The 22,803-nt window shown below is 71.8% G+C and carries 15 protein-coding genes and 2 pseudogenes; 12 read left to right on the forward strand and 5 right to left on the reverse strand.

Translation table 11 applies throughout. From position 1 onward, the window contains the following. The first annotated feature begins 161 nt into the window (after window positions 1–161). The 3 genes from ACFXOM_RS08610 to ACFXOM_RS08620 all read left to right on the forward strand — a co-directional run bounded on the left by ACFXOM_RS08610 (window position 162) and on the right by ACFXOM_RS08620 (window position 5,323). Window positions 162–1,613: an amino acid permease gene (locus tag ACFXOM_RS08610; protein WP_385037432.1), complete on the forward strand. Its 1,452-nt coding sequence runs from the start codon at window positions 162–164 to the stop codon at window positions 1,611–1,613. 472 nt (window positions 1,614–2,085) lie between these two features. Further along, entirely contained in the window at window positions 2,086–2,913 is an 828-nt protein-coding gene (locus ACFXOM_RS08615; protein ID WP_384933611.1) for an enoyl-CoA hydratase family protein, read from the forward strand. A 1-nt stretch (window position 2,914) separates the two neighbouring features. Then, window positions 2,915–5,323, forward strand: a complete 2,409-nt coding sequence (locus tag ACFXOM_RS08620) for a bifunctional salicylyl-CoA 5-hydroxylase/oxidoreductase (protein ID WP_384933608.1) — start codon at window positions 2,915–2,917, stop codon at window positions 5,321–5,323. Here the strand turns inward: ACFXOM_RS08620 and ACFXOM_RS08625 are convergent, their stop codons facing one another. After that, window positions 5,324–6,154: a PaaX family transcriptional regulator C-terminal domain-containing protein gene (locus tag ACFXOM_RS08625; protein WP_384947563.1), complete on the reverse strand. Its 831-nt coding sequence runs from the start codon at window positions 6,152–6,154 to the stop codon at window positions 5,324–5,326. A gap of 4 nt (window positions 6,155–6,158) precedes the next feature. Further along, window positions 6,159–7,775: an AMP-binding protein gene (locus ACFXOM_RS08630; protein ID WP_385037435.1), complete on the reverse strand. Its 1,617-nt coding sequence runs from the start codon at window positions 7,773–7,775 to the stop codon at window positions 6,159–6,161. A gap of 128 nt (window positions 7,776–7,903) precedes the next feature. On the opposite strand from ACFXOM_RS08630, the pseudogene ACFXOM_RS08635 reads away from it, so the two are divergent. After that, a pseudogene (locus ACFXOM_RS08635) lies at window positions 7,904–9,034 on the forward strand (acyl-CoA dehydrogenase family protein); the annotation flags it as partial. 320 nt (window positions 9,035–9,354) lie between these two features. Beyond that, entirely contained in the window at window positions 9,355–9,753 is a 399-nt protein-coding gene (locus ACFXOM_RS08640; protein WP_384933599.1) for a RidA family protein, read from the forward strand. A 168-nt stretch (window positions 9,754–9,921) separates the two neighbouring features. Here ACFXOM_RS08640 and ACFXOM_RS08645 read toward each other — a convergent pair whose 3' ends face one another. After that, window positions 9,922–11,325: an aminopeptidase P family protein gene (locus ACFXOM_RS08645; protein ID WP_385037438.1), complete on the reverse strand. Its 1,404-nt coding sequence runs from the start codon at window positions 11,323–11,325 to the stop codon at window positions 9,922–9,924. Window positions 11,326–11,537: 212 nt separating this feature from the next. Between ACFXOM_RS08645 and ACFXOM_RS08650 the strand changes: the two genes are divergently transcribed. From ACFXOM_RS08650 to ACFXOM_RS08665, 4 genes are read left to right on the forward strand one after another with little or no spacing between them, the layout of a single operon-like run. Continuing rightward, window positions 11,538–13,898, forward strand: coding sequence for a collagenase (locus ACFXOM_RS08650; RefSeq protein ID WP_385037441.1), 2,361 nt, complete (start codon window positions 11,538–11,540; stop codon window positions 13,896–13,898). A 54-nt stretch (window positions 13,899–13,952) separates the two neighbouring features. Further along, window positions 13,953–15,224, forward strand: coding sequence for an NAD(P)/FAD-dependent oxidoreductase (locus tag ACFXOM_RS08655; protein ID WP_384947570.1), 1,272 nt, complete (start codon window positions 13,953–13,955; stop codon window positions 15,222–15,224). Continuing rightward, complete coding sequence (locus ACFXOM_RS08660; protein ID WP_385037443.1) at window positions 15,221–15,535, forward strand: (2Fe-2S)-binding protein; 315 nt, start codon at window positions 15,221–15,223, stop codon at window positions 15,533–15,535. The genes ACFXOM_RS08655 and ACFXOM_RS08660 overlap by 4 nt, the downstream gene beginning before the upstream one ends. Continuing rightward, window positions 15,516–17,234: an FAD-dependent oxidoreductase gene (locus tag ACFXOM_RS08665; protein WP_385037446.1), complete on the forward strand. Its 1,719-nt coding sequence runs from the start codon at window positions 15,516–15,518 to the stop codon at window positions 17,232–17,234. The genes ACFXOM_RS08660 and ACFXOM_RS08665 overlap by 20 nt, the downstream gene beginning before the upstream one ends. Window positions 17,235–17,267: 33 nt before the next feature. On the opposite strand, the gene ACFXOM_RS08670 is transcribed toward ACFXOM_RS08665, so the two are convergent. Together ACFXOM_RS08670 and ACFXOM_RS08675 are read right to left on the reverse strand one after the other, a co-directional pair. After that, a complete protein-coding gene (locus tag ACFXOM_RS08670; protein WP_384947574.1) occupies window positions 17,268–17,789 on the reverse strand; it encodes a hypothetical protein in 522 nt (173 codons plus the stop codon). 47 nt (window positions 17,790–17,836) lie between these two features. Next, window positions 17,837–19,069 (reverse strand): annotated as a pseudogene (locus tag ACFXOM_RS08675) (IS110 family transposase). Between the two features lie 380 nt (window positions 19,070–19,449). Here ACFXOM_RS08675 and ACFXOM_RS08680 point away from each other — a divergent pair. The 3 genes from ACFXOM_RS08680 (at window position 19,450) to ACFXOM_RS08690 (ending at window position 22,752) form a co-directional block, all read left to right on the forward strand. After that, on the forward strand, window positions 19,450–20,352 hold the full coding sequence (locus ACFXOM_RS08680) for a dihydrodipicolinate synthase family protein (protein ID WP_384933579.1): 903 nt from the start codon (window positions 19,450–19,452) through the stop codon (window positions 20,350–20,352). Between the two features lie 319 nt (window positions 20,353–20,671). Then, window positions 20,672–21,673: a proline racemase family protein gene (locus ACFXOM_RS08685; RefSeq protein WP_384947577.1), complete on the forward strand. Its 1,002-nt coding sequence runs from the start codon at window positions 20,672–20,674 to the stop codon at window positions 21,671–21,673. A gap of 26 nt (window positions 21,674–21,699) precedes the next feature. Beyond that, window positions 21,700–22,752 carry a proline racemase family protein gene (locus tag ACFXOM_RS08690; RefSeq protein ID WP_384933653.1) on the forward strand — a complete coding sequence of 351 codons (1,053 nt, stop codon included), beginning with the start codon at window positions 21,700–21,702 and terminating at the stop codon, window positions 22,750–22,752. The last annotated feature ends 51 nt before the right edge of the window (window positions 22,753–22,803 follow it).

Genomic DNA, 22,803 nt, shown 5'->3' on the forward strand with positions numbered 1-22,803 from the left:
TGTGGGTCGAGTCGCCCGGCCAGGCAGCTGTGGTTGGTTTGGGTAATCGTGTGTTGTACGTTGCCGGGTAGTGGGGTGGGTCCCCGTCCCCCGCCCCCCGCCCCCCACTTCGCTGTGCGTACGACCGCAAGGCCCTGAAAGACCTGAGAGAGAACCACCCCATGCGCATGAAAAGCCCTGCCCAGCTAGTCGCCGAATCCGGCGCGGATCGCGAGGGCCACGGCCTCAAGCGCACGATGGGACTCTTCCAGCTGGTGAGCTTCGGCATCGGCGCCATCGTCGGGACCGGCATTTTCGTCGGGCTTTCCGACAGCGTTTCCGAGGCGGGGCCCGCCGTCGTCGTGTCCTTCGCGCTCGCCGCGATCACCTGCGTCTTCACCGCCTTCTCGTTCGCCGAACTGGGCAGTGCGATGCCGGTCTCCGGCTCCTCCTACTCCTTCGCCTACGCCACCCTCGGCGAGCGCGTCGCCTTCCTCACCGGCTGGTGCCTGCTGCTGGAGTACGGGATCTCGGTCTCCGCCGTCGCCGTCGGCTGGGGCCAATACCTCAACGAACTGCTCGGCAGTCTCATCGGCCACCAGCTGCCCGCCGCGCTCTCCAACCCGCCCGGCCAGGGCGGTGTCGTCAACGTCCCGGCCGTCGTCGTGATGTTGCTCGCCGCCCTGCTGCTGGTCCGCGGCATCCGCGAGTCCGCCCGGGCCACCGCCGCCATGGCCGTCGTGAAACTCGCCGTGCTGGTCGTCTTCTGCGCCGTGGCCTTCACCGCCTACCAGTCGGACAACCTCTCCCCGTTCGCCCCTGACGGACTGGCGGGCATCACCTCCGGTGCCTCGCTCGCCTTCTTCTCCTACATCGGCTTCGACGCGATCACCACCGCCGGTGAAGAGGTGAAGAACCCGCGCCGCAACATCCCGCTCGCGATCATGATCTGCATCGGTGCGGTCACCCTGCTGTACTGCACCGTCGCGCTCGCCGCGATCGGTGCGATGTCGGCGGACGACGTCGCCGACAAGCCGGCGGCCCTCTCGCTCATCGTCGACCGGGTCACCGGTTCCGCGGTCGGCGGCGGCGTGGTCGCCTTCGGCGCGGTCGTCGCCATCGCCTCGGTGGTCCTCGCCGTGATGTACGGACAGACCCGGATCCTGATGTCGATGTCGCGTGACGGGCTGGTCCCGCAGGTCTTCCAGAAGGTCTCGCCGCGCACCTCGACACCGGTCGCCAACACCTGGATCGTCGCGCTCGTCTTCGCCGTCCCGGCCGCGGTCGTTCCGCTCGACGTCGTGATGAACCTGACCACGATCGGCACACTCGCCGTCATGGCCGTGGCGAACGTCGCCGTGATCGCGCTGCGCCGCCGTCACCCCGACACCCGGGCCTCGTTCCGTGTGCCGCTCTTCCCGGTGAGCCCGGTGCTGGGCGTGCTCTTCTGCCTCTACCTGATGTGGGGCACGGGCCCGACCACCTGGATCCAGTTCGCCGTCTTCCTGATCGCCGGCGTACTCGTCTACGCGCTCTACGGCCGCCGCAACTCGCGGCTGGCGCGCGGCGCGGTCACGGACGTCGACGCCGCCAACGCCGCGGCCGAGCCCAAGCGGGAGCCGCAGAACGCCTGAACCGAGCCGCCGCTCCCCAGGCCCGGGCGCGCCGCCCAGGCTGCGCTGCCGCCCGGGTCGGGTGCGCTTGCGACCACGGCAGGGCCCGCTTCCCCCGGGGGTGGGCCCTGTCCCACTTCCGGCGCCGAACCGACGCCATGCGGGTGTCCCGGACGGGACGGGTGCGAGGCCGTGCTCACGGGTCCGACGGCTCCCCGCGGCGCACGACCCCGGCCCTCACCGCCGGGCCTCTGAGCGAAGCCCGCCGCGGCCGGCCGACTGTCCCGCCGGCGGGCGACGGCCCGCACGGCGACCCGGGCCGTGGACCGGGGCCCCGCCTGCGACCCGACCGAGGTCGCGCCCGGCCGGCACGACACCGTGCCCCGACCCGTCGCGACATCCTCGGGATATCGCGTCCTCATGACGGAAGTCACGCAAGAGTGATAACTTCGTTGGGCAGGTAGTTGCCGGCCCGCCGAGGGAGGCCGCGTCCATGAGCCCCTTCTCCAGCTCCGCGCCCCGCACCGAGCAATGGCGCCACATCAAACTGACCAGGGAGGACGGTGTCGCGACCGTCACGCTCGACCGGCCGGAAAAGCTCAACGCGCTCACCTTCGGCGCCTACGCCGACTTGCGCGACCTCCTCGCCGAGCTGTCCCGGGAACGCTCCGTCCGGGCTCTCGTGCTCGGTGGCGAAGGGCGCGGTTTCTGCTCGGGCGGTGACGTCGACGACATCATCGGCGCCACCCTCGCCATGGACACCGCCCAGCTCCTGGACTTCAACCGGATGACCGGACAGGTCGTGCGCGCCCTGCGGGAATGCCCGTTCCCGGTGATCGCCGCGGTGCACGGGGTGGCTGCCGGAGCCGGAGCCGTGCTGGCCCTGGCCGCCGACTTCCGCGTCGCCGACCCCTCCGCCCGTTTCTCGTTCCTCTTCACCAAGGTGGGTCTCTCCGGCGGCGACATGGGCGCGGCGTACCTCCTGCCCCGAGTCGTCGGCCTCGGCCACGCCACCCGGCTGCTGATGCTCGGCGAGCCGGTCCGGGCCCCCGAGGCCGAACGGATCGGATTGATCAGCCAGCTGACCGAGGAGGGCCACGCCCACGAGCACGCCGAAGCCCTGGCCCGCCGGCTGGCGGAGGGCCCCGCCCTCGCGTACGCGCAGACCAAGGCGCTACTCACCGCAGAGTTGGACATGCCGCTCGCGGCATCGGTCGAACTGGACGCGGCGACCCAGGCACTGCTGATGAACGGCGAGGACTACGCCGAGTTCCATGCGGCGTTCACCGCGAAGCGCCCCCCGAAGTGGCGGGGCCGCTGAGATGACGAGCCCACCGGCCGCGCACGCCCCCGGCCCCCGCCCTCCGTCCGCGAACGCCGCCGCCCGCACCGCGGCGCCACCGCGGCCGGAGGGGCACGCGCTGCGGATCGCCGTCATCGGCGGCGGCCCCGGTGGACTGTACGCCGCCGCGCTGCTCAAACGACTCGACCCGGACCGAGACATCACCGTCTGGGAGCGCAACGCACCGGAGGACACCTTCGGCTTCGGTGTCGTCCTCTCCGACGAGACGCTCGGCGGGATCGAGCACGCCGATCCGGTCGTCTACCGGGCCCTCCAGGACGAGTTCGTGCGCTGGGACGACATCGACGTCGTCCACCGCGGGCGCACCCTCACCTCCGGCGGACACGGCTTCGCCGCACTGGGCAGGCGCAGACTGCTGGAGATCCTGCACGACCGGTGCCGCTCCCTCGACGTACGGCTCCGCTTCCGCGAACAGGCCCCGCCCGCCGTCGAACTCGCCACCACCCACGACCTCGTCATCGCCGCCGACGGCGCAGGCAGCCCCACCCGGGAGGCGTACTCCAGCGCCTTCGCGCCCCGGATCACCACCCACCGCTGCCGGTACATCTGGCTCGCCGCCGACTTCGCCTTCGACGCGTTCCGCTTCGAGACGGCCGAGACCGAGCACGGCGTGATGCAACTCCACGGATACCCCTTCTCCCGACCGTCGGGCGGGAGCAGGGGACGCGACGACCGGCCCGCCGCCTCCACCGTCATCATCGAGATGCGCGAGGAGGTCTGGCGCGCCGCCGGATTCGCCGACTGCGACGAGCAGCAGTCCGCCGAGCGCTGCGCCAAGACCTTCGCCGAAGCCCTCGGCGGCCGACCGCTGCGCGGCAACCACTCCGCCTGGACCGCCTTCCGCACCGTCGTCAACGAGCATTGGTCGCACGGCCCCGTCGTCCTCCTCGGCGACGCCGCGCACACCGCGCACTTCTCCATCGGATCCGGCACCAAACTCGCCGTCGAGGACGCCCTCGCCCTCGTGGCCAGCATCGAGGAGCACCCCACCCTCCCCGGGGCACTCGCCGCGTACGAGGCCGAGCGCAAGCCCGTCGTGGAGTCCACACAGCGGGCCGCCGCCGCGAGCCTGCGCTGGTTCGAGGAGCTGGGCACGTACCTGGACCAGCCCCCGCGGCAGTTCGCCTTCAACCTCCTCACCCGCAGCCGCCGCGTCACCCACGACAACCTGCGGCTGCGCGACCCCGACTTCACGGGCGCCGTCGAGCGGGACTTCGGCTGCCCCGACGGCACACCCCCGATGTTCACCCCCCTGCGGCTGCGCGGACTCACCCTGCGCAACAGGGTCGTCGTCTCCCCCATGGACATGTACTCCGCCACGGACGGGGTCCCCGGCGACTTCCACCTCGTCCACCTCGGTTCCCGGGCCCTCGGCGGCGCCGCACTCGTGATGACCGAAATGGTGTGCATCAGTGCCGAAGGCCGTATCACTCCCGGCTGCACCGGCCTCTACACCGCGGAGCAGGCCGACGCGTGGCGACGCATCACGACGTTCGTGCACGACACCGCACCCGGCACCGCCATCGGCGTCCAACTCGGCCACTCCGGCCGCAAGGGCTCCACCCGCCTCATGTGGGACGGCATCGACCAGCCGCTGTCCGAGGGCAACTGGCCCCTCGTCGCCGCCTCGCCACTGCCCTACCGGCCGGGTGTCAACCAGGTGCCCCACCAGCTCGACGAGACCGGGCTCCGCACGATCCGCGAACAGTTCGCCACCGCCGCACGCCGTGCCGCCGACTGCGGTTTCGACCTCCTCGAACTGCACTGCGCCCACGGCTACCTGCTCTCCGGCTTCCTCTCCCCGCTCACCAACCACCGGACCGACACATACGGCGGAAGTCTCCCCGCACGGTTGCGCTTCCCCCTCGAAGTGTTCGACGCCGTCCGTGACGTCTGGCCCGACGACCGCCCGATGACGGTCCGCATCTCCGCCACCGACTGGGCGGCGGGCGGCACCACCGCGGAGGACTCCGTGGAGATCGCACGCGCCTTCGCGGCGCACGGCGCCGACGCCATCGATGTCTCCACCGGCCAGGTCGTCCCCGACGAACGCCCCGAGTACGGCCGCTCCTACCAGACCCCCTACGCCGACCGGATCCGCAACGCACTGGACGTCCCGGTCATCGCCGTCGGCGCGATCTCCTCCTGGGACGACGTCAACTCCCTGCTCCTCGCCGGCCGAGCCGATCTCTGTGCGCTGGCCCGCCCACACCTCCACGATCCGCACTGGACCCTGCACGCCGCCGCCGACCAGGACTACGGCGGCCCCGCCGCGCCCTGGCCCGCGCCCTACCGTGCAGGCAGCCGCAAACCACCGACCGGCCGGACCGACGGGCCCAGGCCGCGCCTCACGCTGCGCTCCCCGTGATCAGCCCGTGGTCCGGTCCGGCGGTGCGAGCCGCGTGAATCCGGCCCCCGCGTCCCGCAACCGCTCGTGCAGCCCCGCGAAGACCGCCGCGGAGCGGGCCCCCGGCCAGCCGGAGGGCAGCAACTCCTCGGGCAGCCCCGGGTCCAGGTACGGCAGCCGCCGCCACGAGTCGAGGGCCAGCAGGTAGTCGTGGTAAGCGTCTTGTGCAGGAGTGTCACGGCGCGTCTCCCACGACCGCAGCACCGGGCCGTGGGCGTCCAGGAACTCCTCGTGCTCCTTGGCGATCGCCGCCAGGTCCCACCAGCGCGCCGCGGCCTCCGCGGTTACCGCGAAGCCCAGGTGCTCACCCCGGAAGAGGTCGACGTACGGGTCGAGGTGCAATCGCCGCAGCGTGTGGGCGGTCTCCTCGTAGAGCCGCGCGGGTGCGATCCAGACACCCGGGGCGGCAGTGCCGAAACCGAGACGACCGAGCCGTGACCGCAGCAGGTGCCGCTTGTGCCGCTCCGCCTCCGGCACGGAGAAGACCGCCAGGACCCAACCGTCCGACAGCTTCGGCGTCGACCGGCCGTAGATGCGGTCGTCCCCGTCGTCCAGCAACTGCCGGGCGTCGGCCGACAGGGCGTAGCCGGCCGCCCCGGCGGGCGTGCGCTCCGGGACGAGCAGGCCGCGGCGCTTCAGCCGCGAGACCGACGAGCGCACGGAAGGTGCGTCCACGCCGACGGCACCCATCAGGCGGATCAGCTCCGCCACGGCGAGCGTCCCCGCCGTCTCGCGTCCGTACGCGCCGTACAGGGTGACGATCAGGGAACGGGGGGTGTGCTGCTCTGCCACGTGATCACTCTAGGCCCCGCAACCGGAACCGCTGCAGCTTCCCCGTCGGCGTACGGGGGAGCGCTCCGAGGAAGACGACCACCCGCGGGCACTTGTACGGGACCAGTCGGGTCCTGACGAAGGCGCGCAGTTCCTCGGCCGTTGCCCTGTCGCCGGCCGCACCGTCCCGCAGCACCACGTACGCCGCCACGATGTGACCCCGAAGCTCGTCGGGGCGGCCAACCACCGCCGCCTCCACCACATCGGGATGGTCCAGCAGCGTGTCCTCCACCTCGGGCCCCGCGATGTTGTACCCCGCTGAAATGATCATGTCGTCGGCGCGGGCGACGTAGCGGAACCAGCCGTCCGGCTCACGCACGTACGTGTCGCCGGTGACGTTCCAGCCGCCCCGCACGTACCCGCTCTGCCGAGAGTCGGCCAGGTAGCGGCAGCCGACCGGGCCGCGCACGGCCAGCAGACCGGGTTCGCCGTCGGGCACCGGCTCCCCCGAGCCGCCGTCGATCACCCGTGCCTCCCACCCCGGCACCGGGACACCGGTCGTGCCGGGCCGGATGTCCCCGTCGGCGGCGGAAATGAAGATGTGCAGCAGTTCGGTCGCCCCGATGCCGTTGATGATGCGCAGACCGGTCCGTTCCCGCCATGCCTCCCAGGTCGCCGCCGGCAGGTTCTCCCCGGCGGAGACGCAGCGGCGCAGCGAGCCGATGTCGTGCGCGGCCAGCTCGTCGAGCATCACGCGGTACGCCGTCGGGGCCGTGAACAGCACCGAGACGCGGTGCTCGGCGACAGCGGGCAACAGTTGCTTCGGACCCGCCTGCTCCAACAGCAGTGACGAGGCGCCGGCCCGCAACGGGAAGATCACCAGACCGCCGAGACCGAAGGTGAAACCGAGCGGCGGGCTACCCGCGAAGACGTCGTCCGGCGTCGGCCGCAACACCTCGGCGGAGAAGGTGTCGGCCACGGCGAGTACGTCCCGGTGGAAGTGCATGCACCCCTTGGGCCGCCCCGTCGTCCCGCTCGTGAAGGCGATCAACGCGACGTCGTCGGCCGCCGTCCCCACGGCCTCGTACACCGACGGCTTGGGCTCCGCGAGGCGCAGCAGGTCGTCCGGCGCGTCCCCGCCGAACGCCGTGATCCGCAGTCCCGGCACCTCCGCCTTCACGAGGTCGTCCACCGAGCGGACGTCGCACAGGGCGTGCCCCACCCGGGCGATCTCGCACATCGTCGCCAGTTCCCCGGCACGTTGCTGGGCCAGGACGGTCACGGCCACTGCGCCCGCCTTCATCACCGCGAGCCAGCAGGCGGCCAGCCAGGGAGTGGTCGGGCCCCGCAGCAGGACCCGGTTGCCGGGCACCACGCCCAGGTCGTCGGTGAGCACGTGTGCGATCCGGTCGACCCGGCTGCGCAGCTCGCTATACGTCCAGATCGTGCCGGCACCGTCCCGGAACGCGGGCCGGTCCGCACCGTGCCGCCCGATCGTGCCGTCCAGCAGCTCCGCCCCGCAGTTGAGCCGCTCGGGGTAGCGCAGCCCGGGTCGGTCCAGGAGCAGCCGGGGCCACTGCTCCGTGGGCGGCAGGTGGTCGCGCGGGAAGGAGTCCCGGTGGGCCGAGGGTGTCAGCTCCATGTTCGCCCCCTTGTCGTGGTGGGGTCGCGCACCGAGCGTATCGTGAAGGTGACGACAGTCAACAGATCGCGATAACGTGCTTTTCCGGGGTGGCCCCGGCCACTCGGCCTCAGGAGGTGGGGGCTCGGATGCCCGAATTCTCGCTCGACCCGGTACGTACCGCCTGGCGCGTCGAACTGCGGAACCTGGCTGCCGAGCGGCTGCGCCCGCTCGCGGAGAAGGGCGAACCAGGCCGCGTCAACCGGGCCCTGATCGCCTCCCTTGGTGAACTCGGCCTGCTGGAACGCCTGTTCACGGCGGGTGCGCTGGACCTCTGCCTGTTGCGCGAGTCCCTCGCCCACGGCTGCACGGAGGCGGAGACCGCGCTGGCCCTGCAGGGACTCGGCGCCTATCCGTTGGTCCAGGCGGGTACCGGGCCGCAGTGCGACCGCTGGCTCCCCGAGGTGATCGCGGGCCGGGCCGTCGCCGCCTTCGCCCTCAGCGAGCCGGACGCCGGATCGGACGCCGCATCCCTCGCCCTCCGGGCCGTGCCGCACGCGGACGGCTGGCGGCTGACCGGTGAGAAGCGGTGGATCTCGAACGCGCCCGAAGCCGACTTCGTCACCGTCTTCGCCCGAACGGGCGAAGCACCAGGTGCCCGAGGCATCACCGCCTTCCTCGTCCCCGCCGACCGGCCGGGACTGACCGGTGCCCCACTGGACATGCTCTCGCCACACCCGATCGGTTCCCTGACGTTCGACGGGGTGCCCGTGACACGCGACGACCTGCTCGGCGAACCCGGCGGGGGATTCCGCGTCGCCGTGAACACCCTCAACCTCTTCCGCCCCAGCGTCGGCGCCTTCGCGATCGGCATGGCGCAGGCGGCACTCGACGCGACGCTGGCCCACACCGCGCGCCGGACCGCCTTCGGCGGCCCCCTGAAGGACCTGCAGGCCGTCTCCCACCAGGTGGCCGAGATGGCCACCAGGACCGAGGCCGCACGCCTGTTGGTGTACGCGGCGGCCTGCGCCTACGACTCCGGCGCGCCGGACGTCCCCCAGCGCTCGGCCATGGCGAAACTGTTCGCGACGGAGACAGCGCAGTACGTCGTCGACACGGCGGTGCAACTGCACGGTGCACGGGCACTGCAACGAGGCCACCTGCTGGAGCACCTCTACCGCGAGGTCCGCGCGCCACGGATCTACGAGGGGGCGAGCGAGGTGCAGCGCAACATCATCGCGAAGGAGTTGTACGGGCGTGCCGGAGCGCGCCCGAAGCCGCCGGATGCCGCCGGTGGGGCGACCGGTGGCGCCGCGTCGCCGGGTGCCTCGGACCTCGGCACGGGTGCTCCGGGGCACGGGGGCACCCCCGCCGGATCCGGTGGGGGAGGTACCCCGGTGCGGCGCGGCGCCGCAGGAGGCGGCGCCGCGGCGGGTGACAGGGTGACGGGCCCCTCGTCGCCGGGCGCCCGATCCGGTGGCGTCACCGGATCGGAGCGCGGCGAACGGACCGCGGGCGACCAGACGGAGCATGACGACGGAATCGACCGCGAGTATCGAATCGACTGCGACGACCCGACCGACCGTGAGGACGACGTGCGATGAGCCTCGAACGCATCAACCCACCAGGGCTGTCCCCGGCCACCGGCTTCTCGCACGCAGTGGCCGCGACGGGCTCGCGGCTCGTGTTCCTCGCCGGGCAGACCTCACTCGACCCGGGCGGCGCCGTGGTCGGGTCCGGCGTCGTCGAGCAGTTCGAGGTGGCGCTCTCCAACCTCCTCGGAGCCCTGACCGCGGCCGGCGGCACCCCCCACGACCTCGCCAGAGTCACCGTCTACGCCACGGACGTCGCGGACTACCGGGCCCACGCCGAGGAACTCGGCCGCGTCTGGCACCGGCTGGCGGGGCGCGACTACCCGGCGATGGCGGTCATCGGGGCCGTGCGGTTGTGGGACGAGCAAGCGCTGGTCGAACTGGACGGGACCGCGGTACTGCCGTAGCGGTCGGTCCTCGGCAACAGGCCCTGGCCGTCGTGTGCTTTCGTCCCGCGCCTGCCGTCGTGTGCCTGCCGTCGCGCGCCGGGCGGTGCGCGTCCGGCACGGGACCCGGTCGCAACCGGGACGGCGGGGACCGTGACCCGCGTGCGGGCCGGTCCCCAACGCCCTGTGTCAGTCGCCCGCGAGGGCGCCCATCCACTCCTCGACGGCGTCCGGTGTACGCGGCAGTGCTCCGGACATGAGCTGGGCGCCGTCCGCCGTGATGAGCAGGTCGTCCTCGATGCGCACTCCGATGCCACGCAGTTCGGTGGGGAGCGTCTCGTCGTCGGGCTGGAGGTAGAGACCGGGTTCGACGGTTAGCACCTGACCCTCCTCCAGCACGCCGTCGAGGTAGGCCGAGGCGCGGGCCTTCGCGCAGTCGTGCACGTCGAGTCCGAGCATGTGGCCGCTGCTGCACAAGGTGTACCGCCTGTGCAGGTCGCCGTCCGCGCTCCGGAGGACTCCCCAGTCGACCAGCCCCTCCGCGATCACGCGCATACCCGCCCGGTGAAAGTCCCGGAAGCCCGCACCGGGCTTCAGCGCGGCGATGCCCGCCTCCTGGGCCGCGAGGACGAGTTCGTACACCCGTCGCTGCACGGGGGAGAAGCGACCGGAGAGCGGGAGGGTGCGGGTGATGTCGGCGGTATAGAGGGTGTCCGTCTCGACGCCCGCGTCGAGCAGCAGCAGTTCCGACGGGTCGAGGGGCCCGTCGTTGCGCGTCCAGTGCAGTACGCAGGCGTGGGCACCGGAGGCCGCGATGGTCTCGTAGCCGGTGCCGTTGCCCTCCAGGCGGGCGCGCAGCCCGAAGACGCCCTCGATCCAGCGTTCGCCGCGCGGGTGGCCGAGGGTGCGCGGCAACGCCCGCACGACGTCCTCGAAGCCCGCGGTGGTGTGGTCCACGGCGAGTTGCACCTGTTCGACCTCCCACGCGTCCTTGACCAGACGGAGTTCGGAGAGGACGGTGGCGAGTTCGGTATCGGTGGCCGCATTGCGGCCCGGTGGCAGCCGGGCGAGGTCGTCGAGGTGTGCGCATCGGATGCCGGTCAACTGCTCGGCTTCGGCGAGATCGGGGCGTCGTCCCACCCAGAACTCGCCGTGACGGCGGTCCCGGTAGAAGGAGTCGCCGTCCCCGCCTCTGCCGTTGCCGTCCCCCCGCGGCGACCTCGGGCGCAGGTACAGCACGGCCTCGTGGGAGTGCGAGCCGGACGGCTCCATGACCAGCACATGGCCGGGCTGGTCCTCGCCCGTCAGCCCGCTCAACCAGGCGTAGGCGCTGTGCGGCCGGAAGCGGTGGTCACAGTCGTTGGAACGGACGGTCGACTCACCTGCGGGCACCAGCAGCCGTTCACCCGGGAAGCATGCGGAGAGGCGGGACCGACGCGCGGGGGTCACCGCCCGGGCCGGGAGCCGGACGCCGCCGGGTAGGCGAGTGGCTTCCCATCCGGAGCTCATGGAAGCGGCCAACTCCGGTGATACGGGCAGATCATGGCTGCCGGTGTTGAGTCGGGGGGACGTGGGCACGGGGTCTTCTTCCATGGAGCCTCCCGGTCAAGGCGGGTGTGGGGTGCGGCGTGCGGCGAGAACACTGCCGCAGACCTCTTGTCAGTGCAATTTCACATTACTATGTTACGGGTCACATCGCGCTCTGCTGTCCGGCCAATCCCCAGTCACAGCACAGGACTTCAGAGGCCCTGCGATGACCGCACCGCTGCCACACCTCACTTCCACCTCCCACACAGGAGTCACCGGTGTCCCAGCTCAGACTCGTGCGTACCCCCCTGCTCGCCGGAGCCATAGCCGCCACCCTGCTCGCCCCCCTCGGGCAGGGCGCCGGACCGGCCACCGCGTCCACCACGGTCCCCGCCGCATTCGCCGCGCGGCCGGGCGCACCCGCCCCGACCGCGGCCCCCCGCTCCGTCCGGGGGCAGAACCCCTCGGACGAGGTCGACCGCCTCGGCCGGGCCCCCAAGCCCGTGGCCAGCCCCGCGCCGGCGCCCGGGGGCCTGGTCCAGGGCCGGACCCCCGGTCGGCAGGGCGCCGTCGAGGGCACCGCCGACCGCATGGCGGCCCGGAGCGCCGCCGGCGTCCCCTGCACCCTGGACGGCGTCACCGGCCTCCGCCCGGAACAGCTCGCCGACTTCCTCGCCGACCCCGCCGTCACCGCCGACGGCTGTCTGCGCGGCCTCATCTGGGCCTGGGACGCCCGGCTCGCGCCGATCATGTCCGACGCCCACGTGCAGGCCGTCGGTCGTCGGATCTCCTCGCTCGCCGCCCGGCACGACGGTCGCAACGGCACGCACCTGTTGGAGCTGTTCACGTACCTCCACGCGGTCGTGTACCACGACTTCTCGCGCCCCGAGATCGACATCAGCGACCCCCCGACCATCGAAGTCGTCCGGCGCGCCGTCAATGCCTTCGGGACCGCGGCCCGCACCTTCGATGTCACCCGGACCAACGCCGAGACCCTCCGCGAGGCCCTCTACACCGGCAGCGCCGCCGGGCTGCGGCACAGCCAGCTCGGGCTGATCAAGAAGGTCCTGGCAACGATGGACAAGTACCACCAGGGCCAGTACGACGACGCTTCGTGGGGAGGCGCAGCCCTCGCCGCCCTGTCCGTCAACTACCTCGGCATCTACCCGGGCAACCGGGACACCGCCTTCCACAACGTGGTGACGCAGAACGCCTCGTACCGCGCCGCCTTCCGCGCGTTCTCCGGCTACACCCACCTCAAGGGCACGGTCAACGAGTGGGTCGTGCGCGACGCCATGGGGGAGTACGGTCGCTTCGGGCAGGTCGAGGGGCTCAAGGCGCAGATCGTCCCGGATCTGGGGGCCCTGCTCTCCGTCACCCGAGGCAACTTCGGCAACGGCAGCCGACCGTGGGCCTCGCTCGTGTCGTGGCTCAACTACTACCAAGCCTGCAAGCCGTACGCGGTCTGCAAGGACGACATCGAACGGAAGATCTTCCCGTACGCCTACAGCTACGACAACGGTGCCATCAAGGTGCGCACGGCCCTCGACCGTGCCACCGTCGACCAGCTCTACTACGCGAGCAAGCAGGTCAAGGCGCAGTTCCACCGCGTGCTCGGCACCGACGAGCCGCTGGCGGGGGACACCAACACCGCGCTCACGGTCGTGCTGTACGCCTCCCGTGCCGACTACGAGGTCTACCACCCGCTCCTCACCGGCATGGGCACCGAGAACGGCGGGGTCTACATCGAGCGCGGTGCCACCTTCTACACCTACCAGCGCCGCGTTCCGCAGGACTCCTCGCTCACCCTCGAAGAACTGTTCAGGCACGAGTACACCCACTACCTCAACGGCCGTTGGGCGGTGCCCGGATACTTCGGTGAAGGCGCCTGGTACACCGACGACCGCACGACGGCGATGGACGAGGGAACCGCGGAGTTCTTCGACGGGGCCACCCGCGCCGACGGCATCGCCGTCCGCAAGTCCCTCGTCAAGGGGATCATCAGGGACACGGCGGGTGGCGGCCCGCGGATGACCGTGAACCAGTTGCTGCACGCCACCTACGACGGGGACGGCTTCCGGTTCTACAACTACGCCGGCACGTTCTTCGAGTTCCTGTGGACCGAACACCCCTCCCTGCTGCGCGAGATGTACGGCCACCTGCGGTCCGACGACCCGGTGGGCTTCGACGCCTGGCGGAACCGCATGGGCGGCGACCCCGCGATCCAACGCGCGTACGACGCCTTCCTGGACGCCCAGATCGCCAAGGTCGACGACCTGTTCGTCCCCGACACCACGTACACGCCCAACGGGAAGCTCAGGGACGCCTCGGTGGAGGCGGTCCGTTCGTCCTTCGCCGCCGCCACGTACGGGGACCCCACCTGCGTGGAGAGCGGCGAACCCGGCAAACGGCGTTTCACCTGCACCGGACGCATCACTGCCAACCTCTCCGACGCGGGCGACCCGGACCTGGTCTTCAAGGACATGTCCGAGACGGTCGACTACTTCATCCTCGACCGGGCCGGAACCGCGTCCAACAACCTCGCGGACATGAACTGCTCCTTCGGGTCCGTCGACATCTGGTCCAACGGGCGGGCGGGCAGTGCGTCCTACGGCTGTGAGGGTCCGCTGCGCAGCTGAGTGGAGTTCCCGGATTCCCTTCCCCCACCACGTGGCATGTGACATATTACTGTGGTGTCCACCAGAAGCCCTCATGGCCCCCTGGATGTCGTCATCGTCGGCGCCGGTGTCGTCGGCGCGGCGTGCGCCTACTACGCGAGTCGCGCCGGACTCGCCGTGGCAGTCGTCGACCGGGGTCCCGTCGCGGGCGGCACCACTGGTGCAGGGGAAGGGAATCTGCTCGTCTCCGACAAGGAGGCCGGGCCTGAGCTCGACCTCGCCCTGCTGTCCACCCGGCTGTGGCGCGAACTCGCCCACGTGCTCCCGCAACAGACCGAGTACGAGCCCAAGGGAGGTCTCGTCGTGGCGCCGGACGAGACCTCCCTCACGGCACTGCGCGGCTTCGCCGAAGCGCAGCGCAAGGCCGGTGTCGAGGCGCACGAGGTCACCGCCGACCGGATCCACGACCTCGAACCCCACCTCGCGCACGGCCTGTCCGGCGGTTTCCACTACCCACAGGACGCCCAGGTCCAACCGGCCCAAGCGGCTGCCCGACTACTGGCCGCCGCCCGATCGTCGGGCGCCGTCGTCCGGCTGGGTGAGGAAGTCTCCGCCATCCTCGGCGGGCCGGGCGGACGCGTCCGCGGAGTGCGCACCCCACGCGGTCGGCTCCTCGCCCCCGCCGTCGTCAACGCCGCGGGCGCCTGGGGCGGCGAACTCGCCCGGCTCGCCGGGACCGAGCTGCCCGTCCTGCCGCGCCGTGGCTTCGTCCTGGTCACCGAACCCCTGCCGCGCGTCGTCCGCCACAAGGTGTACGCCGCCGACTACATCGCTGACGTCGCCAGCGGTTCGGCTGCCCTCCAGTCCTCCCCGGTGGTCGAAGGCACGCCCGCGGGACCGGTGCTGATCGGTGCAACACGGGAACGCGTCGGCTTCGACCGGAGCCTCTCCGTCGAGGCGCTGCACCGGCTCGCCCGCCAGGCCGTCGCGCTCTTCCCCGTCCTGGCGGAGGTGCGCGTGATGCGCGCGTACCACGGCTTCCGTCCCTATCTGCCCGATCACCTCCCCGCCATCGGACCGGATCCCCGGGTGCCGGGACTGTTCCACGCGTGCGGGCACGAAGGGGCGGGCATCGGACTCGCCCCGGCGACCGGACTGCTGGTCACCTGCGCCCTGACCGGCGGGCAACCCGCACTGGACCCACGACCGTTCAAGCCGGAACGCTTCGAGGGCGCATGCGCAACGGACGGCACCGCCCCGGCGACCGCCGACCCCGACGCAGACCGGGGGGCAGATCCACGAGCCTCCGACGAGCGAGGTCCCGACCAGGAAGGAGCAGGGCTGTGAGGAGAACACCGACGTCCTTGGTGCGGGCCGAGCCCGGGCCCCCGCACCGGATCACCTTCGACGGGCGCCCGATCACCGCGCTCCCGGGGCAGAGCATCGCCGCCGCCCTGTGGGCTGCGGGAATCCTCGCCTGGCGCACCACCCGCGGGAGCGGCGCACCCCGCGGCGCCTTCTGCGGCATCGGCACCTGCTACGACTGCCTCGCCACCGTCAACGGCCGCCCCAACCAGCGAGCCTGCGTGGTCCCGGCACGATCCGGCGACGTGATCACCACCCAGGAGGGCACCGGTCGTGACGACCTCGCCGTCTGATCACCCGGAGCCCTGCGACCTCGCCGTCGTCGGTGCCGGCCCCGCGGGCCTCGCCGCCGCCGTCACCGCCGCCGGCCTGGGCCTGCGGGTCACGCTCCTGGACGCCGGGGAACGGCCCGGCGGACAGTACTACCGGCACCCAGCACCCGAACTCCGGGCCTCCAGGCCCGGGGCGCTGCACCGCGGCTGGCGGGCCTTCGCCGACCGCGAGCGACGCCTGCAGGCCCACCGGGCCGCGGGACGCATCCTGTACCTGCCTTCCCATCACGTGTGGACGGTGCAGGCCGAAGGCGACCTGGCCTCCGCGGCGCAGGAGCGTCCCCCGGTCGAACCGGACCAACGAGGCGACGCCCGCCCCGTGCCGCCGGGAGCCGGGAGTCTCCCCGCCACACCCGGTTGGTGCCTGCACGCCGTGGCCGGACACGCCGCGGACGAGCAGGCCGTCACCGTGCGGGCCCGTACGGTGTTGCTGGCCACCGGCGCCTACGAACGCCAACTGCCGTTCCCCGGCTGGACGCTTCCCGGGGTCGTCGGTGCCGGTGGTGTGCAGGCCGTGCTCAAGTCAGGACTCGCACTGCCCGGTCGCCGGATCGTCGTCGCGGGAAGCGGGCCCCTTCTGCTCGCCGTCGCCGGATCGCTCTCGGCGGCAGGCGCCAGGGTCCCCGCCGTCGTGGAGGCGGCCCACTACGCGGCGTACGCACTCCGACTGCCCGCCCTGTTGGGCAGTCCCGGCAAGCTCGTCGAGGGCGCGGCGTACGGCGGTGCGCTCGTCAGGCACGGCGTGCGGCTCCTGAACCGGCGGGCAGTCGTCGCCGCCCACGGCGCGGGTCGCATCGAAGCGGTCACGGTCGCGAGGCTCGACCGCTCATGGCGCCCCGTGCCCGGCAGCGGACGACGCATCGCCTGCGACACCCTCGCCGTCGGGTTCGGGCTCGTACCGCAACGGGAACTCGCCGACGGCATCGGATGCGCCGTCCGGCGGTCGGCCGACGGCACGATCGCCCTGGACCTCGACGGTGAACAGCGCACCTCCGTCCCCGGTGTGTGGTCCGCGGGGGAGGCAGGCGGCGTCGGTGGCGTCCAACTCGCCCTCCTGGAAGGCGAACTGGCCGCCCACTCCATAGCCCACCACGTGTCGGGCACCCGTCGTGCGAGGCGAACGGCCACGTTGGGAGCACACCGGGACCGGCTGCGGAGGTTCGCCCAGGCCATGGAGACGACCCACCGCCCGGGGCCGGGATGGACGGACTGGCTGGACGACACCACGGACGTGTGCCGTTGCGAGGAGGTGCCGGCCGGGCGGATCAGGGAGGCCGTGTCGGAGTTCGGGACGATCGACGCCCGGACGGTCAAACTCCTCACCCGCGCCGGCATGGGCTGGTGCCAGGGACGTACCTGCGGCCCGGCCGTGTCGCACCTGGTCGGACAGGAGCCGGTGCCCGACCGGCGACCGTTGTCCTGCCCGGTTCCCCTGAAGCAACTGGCCGGCCTGCACGATCCGTCGCAACCAGGCGGTGAGCCCGGTCCGTCGGCTCCACCGGGAGCACCACGGCGTCCCGACGAGTTCCCGGCCCCACGTCCACCCGGAGGCCGAGGGGTTGGCGAACCCCCGGACGTCCATGGGGCGTCCGGGGCCAGCGGTGCGCCGGGGGCGTGGGGGGACCACGGCGAACCGGGGCCGTGCGACACAGCCGACTGATTCCCAATGACCGTTGCCAAGCATCGGAGGTGCCTACTGGGTCCTGCCGATCCCACGCCGGAACCTCGCCCATAGAGAAGTCGGCAAGGTGACGTCAGTGGCTTCATCCGGAGAGCCGGCATCGTGCGCCGTGGCCGTCCGCTCTGCTGGGTCCTCGCGAGCGTCTCCGCGGAATGCGACGGCGTCCTCCCCGATCCCGACCACCTCCAGGAGGACGTCCAGGGCCTTGTCGGCGTGCTCATGCGGCTCGGTCAGCCAGACATACGAGACGCCCACCGGATTGCCGTCGTGCTTGCTGACCGCGAAGCTGAATCCCTTCAGCCGGAACAGTACGACGTCGAGCTCGTCCAGCCCGTCCCACGACCGCTCCACGTGCAGACGTAGCCGCCGGGCCACGGGCTGCACCGGCAGCGCCAGCACTCCGATCATCCGGAACAGCGGGGCGAAGTGCTCCCAGACGCTGTACTGGTAGGCGGGGTTCCTGCCGGTGTGGTAGGGCGGTTGCGCAGCCGGCTGCCAGTCGGGCTCAGGCCCCGGGACCTCGATCTCCGCCACAGCAGCCCCTCCCCACGGCCTCCAGCCAACCGATGATCAACCTACCCTCACCGGGTCGGCCTGCGTTGTGCGGCGCCGGTCAGGCCCGGTGGTGATGGCTGGGCTGTCCAGTGGCGTTGGTCGCGGACGAGGGCCCACAGGACGTCGAGGCGGCGGCGAGCCAGGGCGAGAATCGCCTGCTCGTGACTCTCGCCTGCGCCTCTCTTCCGGTCGTAGAAGGTCTTCGAAGCGGGGCAGAACCGGGCGGCGATCTGGGCGGAGAGACAGAAGACCCGCAGGAGTCGACGGTGGTGGCGGTGTGGGCCGACGCAATGTTGCCGCCGATGCGACCGGAGTCCCGTGGGACCGTTGCGAGTCCCGGCGACGCCGGCGAGACGAGCTGCCGAGGGCGTCCATGTCCCCACCGGTGCGGGCGATGAACTCCGCCCCCAGCAACGGGTCCATGCCGGGCATGCTGAGGACCACTTCCGCATGGCGGTGCTCACGGAAACGGGCTGCGATCTGTGCGTCGATTTCAGCTATCTCGTCGTCCAGAGCCAACACGGCCCTGGCCAAGGTGTTGACCACGGCCGCGGCAGTTCTCTCCCCGGCCACGGCGGTGTGCTGGGCCCTTGCCGCGGCGTCGGCCGCGTCGGCCATGGCCTGGGCGCCGCGGACTTTGCGATCTTTGGCGTTCTTCAGCCAGGTCGCGAGCCGGCTCGGGCCGACCCTGCGCAGACCAGCTGGTGTTCGGTAGCCGGTTAGCAGGACAAGCCCCGCTTCGGAGGCGGCATAGTCAAAGGCCCGCTCGAGAGCGATGGAGTACTCCAGGAGCTGTGCTCGCATCCGACTGACGGCGCGGGTGCGGTCAGCGGCGAGATCGTAGCGGCGGGCGGTGAGGATCTTCAGGTCCACCGCGATCTCGTCCCATTCCTGCACGGGCTGCACGTCCCGGCGCATCCGTGCCTGGTCGGCGATGACGTAGGCGTCCTTCGCGTCGGTCTTGCTGTCGCCTCGGTAGCCGCGGGAGGCGTGGTGGACGGTGCGGCCGGGAATGTAGAGCAACTGCTGGCCGTGGCTGGTCGGGAGAGCGATCAGCAGAGCCCCGCCGCCGGCGTTCAGGTCGACGGCCAGGTCACCGGGCTGTCCTCGGCCAGTGCGAGGACGTCGCCCATCAGCTCCAAGAGCTCGGGCCCGGTGTTGGGAACCCGGCGCGAGAGTACCTTCGTCCCCTCCGCGTCGATCACCGCGCAGTGATGCGCGGCCTTGCCGGCAGTCGTCCCCGCCCAGAACTCGGGCACCCGAGCCTCCCTCGTCGATCGGTTGACTGGTGCCTGCAGACGACCACGCCGACGTGTCCTTACGAAGCGATCTCAGTTTGCTCATCCCAATGAGTGGCCGTGTCGTCGCGTGGCACTGGGCGGCCAATCAGTCAAAGCCACAACCACGGCATGAGCGCCCCGAGCCACCCCCAGGCCCCCGGGTCTTCCGATCGTACGAAGGACCGGAATCAACCCGCCAACAAGGCAAGGAGCGCACCCCGTGCCCGTGGCGGTCTCCCGGAGGCCGGCGGGTCGTTCGGTGAGGGGTCCTCGGCAACCGACCTCCGTAGCCGCGGCGGTCGCCTTGTGGCGGGCGCGCGCGGCTGAGTAAAATGTCACACCTCACACTAGGAGTTCCTATGGCACTCACCTCCCGTATGCGTCCCTGGCACGGCGTCATGGTGGCCACCACCCTGCCCCTGCGCGACGACCTCTCCATCGACTACGACGCCTACGCCGCCCACGTCGCATGGCTCATCGGCAACGGTTGCGACGGCGTCGTCCCCAACGGCTCCCTGGGCGAGTACCAGACCCTCACCGACGAGGAGCGGGCCCGGATCGTCCGCACCGCGGTCGAGGCCGCCGGCGACGGGGAGCGGGTGATGCCCGGCGTAGCGGCCTACGGCAGCACCGAGGCCCGCCGTTGGGCCGACCAGGCGGCCGAGGCCGGCGCCGGATCCGTGCTGCTCCTGCCGCCCAACTCCTACCGTGCCGACGAAGCCGTGGTGGTCGCCCACTACGCCGAGGTCGCGCGCTCCGGGCTGCCCGTCGTCGCCTACAACAACCCGTACGACACCAAGGTGGACCTCACACCCGCCGTGCTTGCCCGGCTCCACGGCGAAAACAGCATCGTCGCCGTCAAGGAGTTCAGCGGTGACGTCCGTCGCGCGTACGAGATCGCCGAACTCGCCCCGGAACTGGACCTCTTGATCGGTGCCGACGACGTCCTGCTCGAACTCGCCCTCGCCGGGGCGGTCGGCTGGATCGCCGGCTACCCGAACGCACTGCCCGAGACCTGCGCCACCCTCTACCGCGCCGCGGTCGCGGGGGACCTGGACACGGCACTCCCGCTGTACCGGTCCCTGCACCCGCTGCTGCGCTGGGACTCCAAGACCGAGTTCGTCCAGGCGATCAAGCTGTCGATGGACCTGGCGGGACGCCGGGCCGGTCCCGCCCGCCCGCCGCGCCTCCCGCTGACGGGGGACCAGGAAGCAGCCGTTCGCGCCGCCACCGGCAAGGCACTCGCCGACGGGTACCGGTGAACACCCGGTGCGCCGCCCCGGCCCGGTGACGCCCGCGCACGCCGCACCGGGACGAAGCGCGACCGCCGCCGCCCGCACATGAGCCGCATCCGCGGCGCACCTGTCGCCGCCGCCCGTGCCTTGGTGCCGCACGAGCCTCGAACCGTCAACCGGCGGGCCACCCGGCGCACTCCGCGATTCGGTGCTCCGCGAACCAGTACTCCGCGAACCGGCACCACGTGACCCGTCGGCCGCGCGCCGGCGCTGCGCCCACGCCCGTCGTCCGCTGTCCGGAACCCGGCCGGAGCCCGAACCACCGCAGCGAGAAGGGGACCACCCGATGCGCACCCGCCACGTCTACCACGCCGTCGACTCACACACCGAGGGCATGCCGACCCGCGTCATCACCGGCGGCGTGGGGGTGATCCCCGGCGCCACCATGGCCGAACGCCGGCAGCACTTCACCGAGCACCTGGACCACGTCCGCACGCTCCTGATGTACGAACCGCGCGGCCACTCCGCGATGAGCGGGGCGATCCTCCAGCCGTCCACCCGCCCGGACGCCGACTACGGCGTCCTGTACATCGAGGTGTCCGGGCTGCTGCCGATGTGCGGACACGGCACCATCGGCGTCGCCACCGTGCTCGTCGAGACCGGGATGGTCCCCGTCATCGAGCCGGTCACCACGGTTCGCCTCGACACTCCGGCCGGGCTGGTGAGCGTCGACGTACGGGTCGAGGACGGCGTGGCCAGCTCCGTCACCCTCACCAACGTCGCATCGTTCTGCCTCGGCCTCGACCAGAAGGTCGATGTGGAAGGACACGGCACGGTCACCTATGACATGGCATACGGCGGCAACTTCTACGCCATCGTCTCCCTGGAGGCACTCGGCCTGCCCTTCGACCGCACCCGCAAGGACGACCTCCTCGCCGCGGGGCTGGCCGTGATGGACGCCATCAACGCCACCGCCCGGCCCCTGCACCCCGAGGACCCGGGCATCAGCGGCGTGAAACACGTCTACCTCGCGGCTCCGGGTTCCGACGCCCTTCGTTCCCGGCACGCCATGGTCATCCACCCGGGCTGGTTCGACCGTTCTCCGTGCGGCACGGGCACGAGTGCCCGCATGGCGCAGTTGCACGCCCGCGGTGAACTCGCCGTCGGCCGGGACTTCGTCAACGAGTCCTTCATCGGCACGGAGTTCACCGGACGGCTCGTCGGGGAGACAACGGTCGGCGGACTGCCCGCCGTCGTGCCCACTGTCACCGGCCGCGCCTGGATCACGGGCACGGCCCAGTTCTTCCTGGACCCGTCCGACCCGTTCCCCGGAGGATTCCTGCTGTGACCCCGTCCGATCCGCCGGCGTCGTCCGTGCCGCAGACGTGGCCGACCGCCCCGAACGCCGCCGTCGTCCGCACCATCGATTACCACACCGCCGGGGAGCCTTTCCGGATCGTCGCCGACGGGCTGCCGCCGGTCCCCGGCGACACCGTGGCAGAGCGCTGCGCGAACGCCATCGGCCCCGGCGGCTCCAGCACCGCGCCGCGCCCCGGTCCGCTCGACGACGTACGCCGCCTCCTGGTGCAGGAGCCGCGTGGACACGCAGGGATGTACGGCGGCTTCGTCGTTCCGCCCGATGACGAAGGAGCCCACTTCGGCGTGCTGTTCTGGCACAAGGACGGCTACTCCACCGCATGCGGCCACGGCACCCTCGCGCTCGGCGCCTGGGCGGTGGACAGCGGACGGGTCGACGCGCCCCGCGACGGCTCCGTGGTTGTCCGCGTCGATGTGCCGTCCGGACGGGTCACCGCCACGGTCCGCCGTGAACACGGCCGCACCACGTCCATCGCCTTCCGCAACGTCGCCACCCGGGTCACCGCCCGGAAGGTCCCGGTCGCCACCGGCTTCGGCACTGCGGACGTCGACGTCGCGCACGCCGGAGCCTGCTACGCCTCGGTGCCCGCCGCCCAGCTCGGTCTCGACGTGGACCTGGCTTCGCTGCCGCTGCTCGTGCGCGCCGCGCAGGAGATCCGCGCCGCGCTCGCCGGGCACCCCGCCACGTGGCACCCTGACGGCCCCCTGCTGTCCGGTGTCTACGGTGTGGTCCTCCACGAGGAACTGCCCGACACCCCGGCGGGGCCCGCCCAGGTCAACGTGACCGTCTTCGCCGACGGCCAGATCGACCGGTCGCCCTGCGGTTCCGGGACCTCCGCCCGGATCGCACTGCTCGCCGAGGACGGCAGACTCGGCCCGGGTGACGTCCTGCACCACGAGTCCGTCATCGGCACGGTCCTCACCGGCCGCGCGGTCTCGTGGACGGACGAGGGCGTCATCACGGAGGTCAGCGGGAACGCCCACCGCACCGGTGAGCACACCTTCGTCCGCGACCCCCACGACGCTCTCGCGACGGGCTTCCTGCTGTGAGTGGGGACGACCCGGGACACGCAGGCACCGTCCGGCACGGGGGCCGAGCGC

The sequence above is a fragment of the Streptomyces sp. NPDC059169 genome (genome assembly GCF_042755225.1).
Classification (GTDB): Bacteria; Actinomycetota; Actinomycetes; order Streptomycetales; family Streptomycetaceae; genus Streptomyces.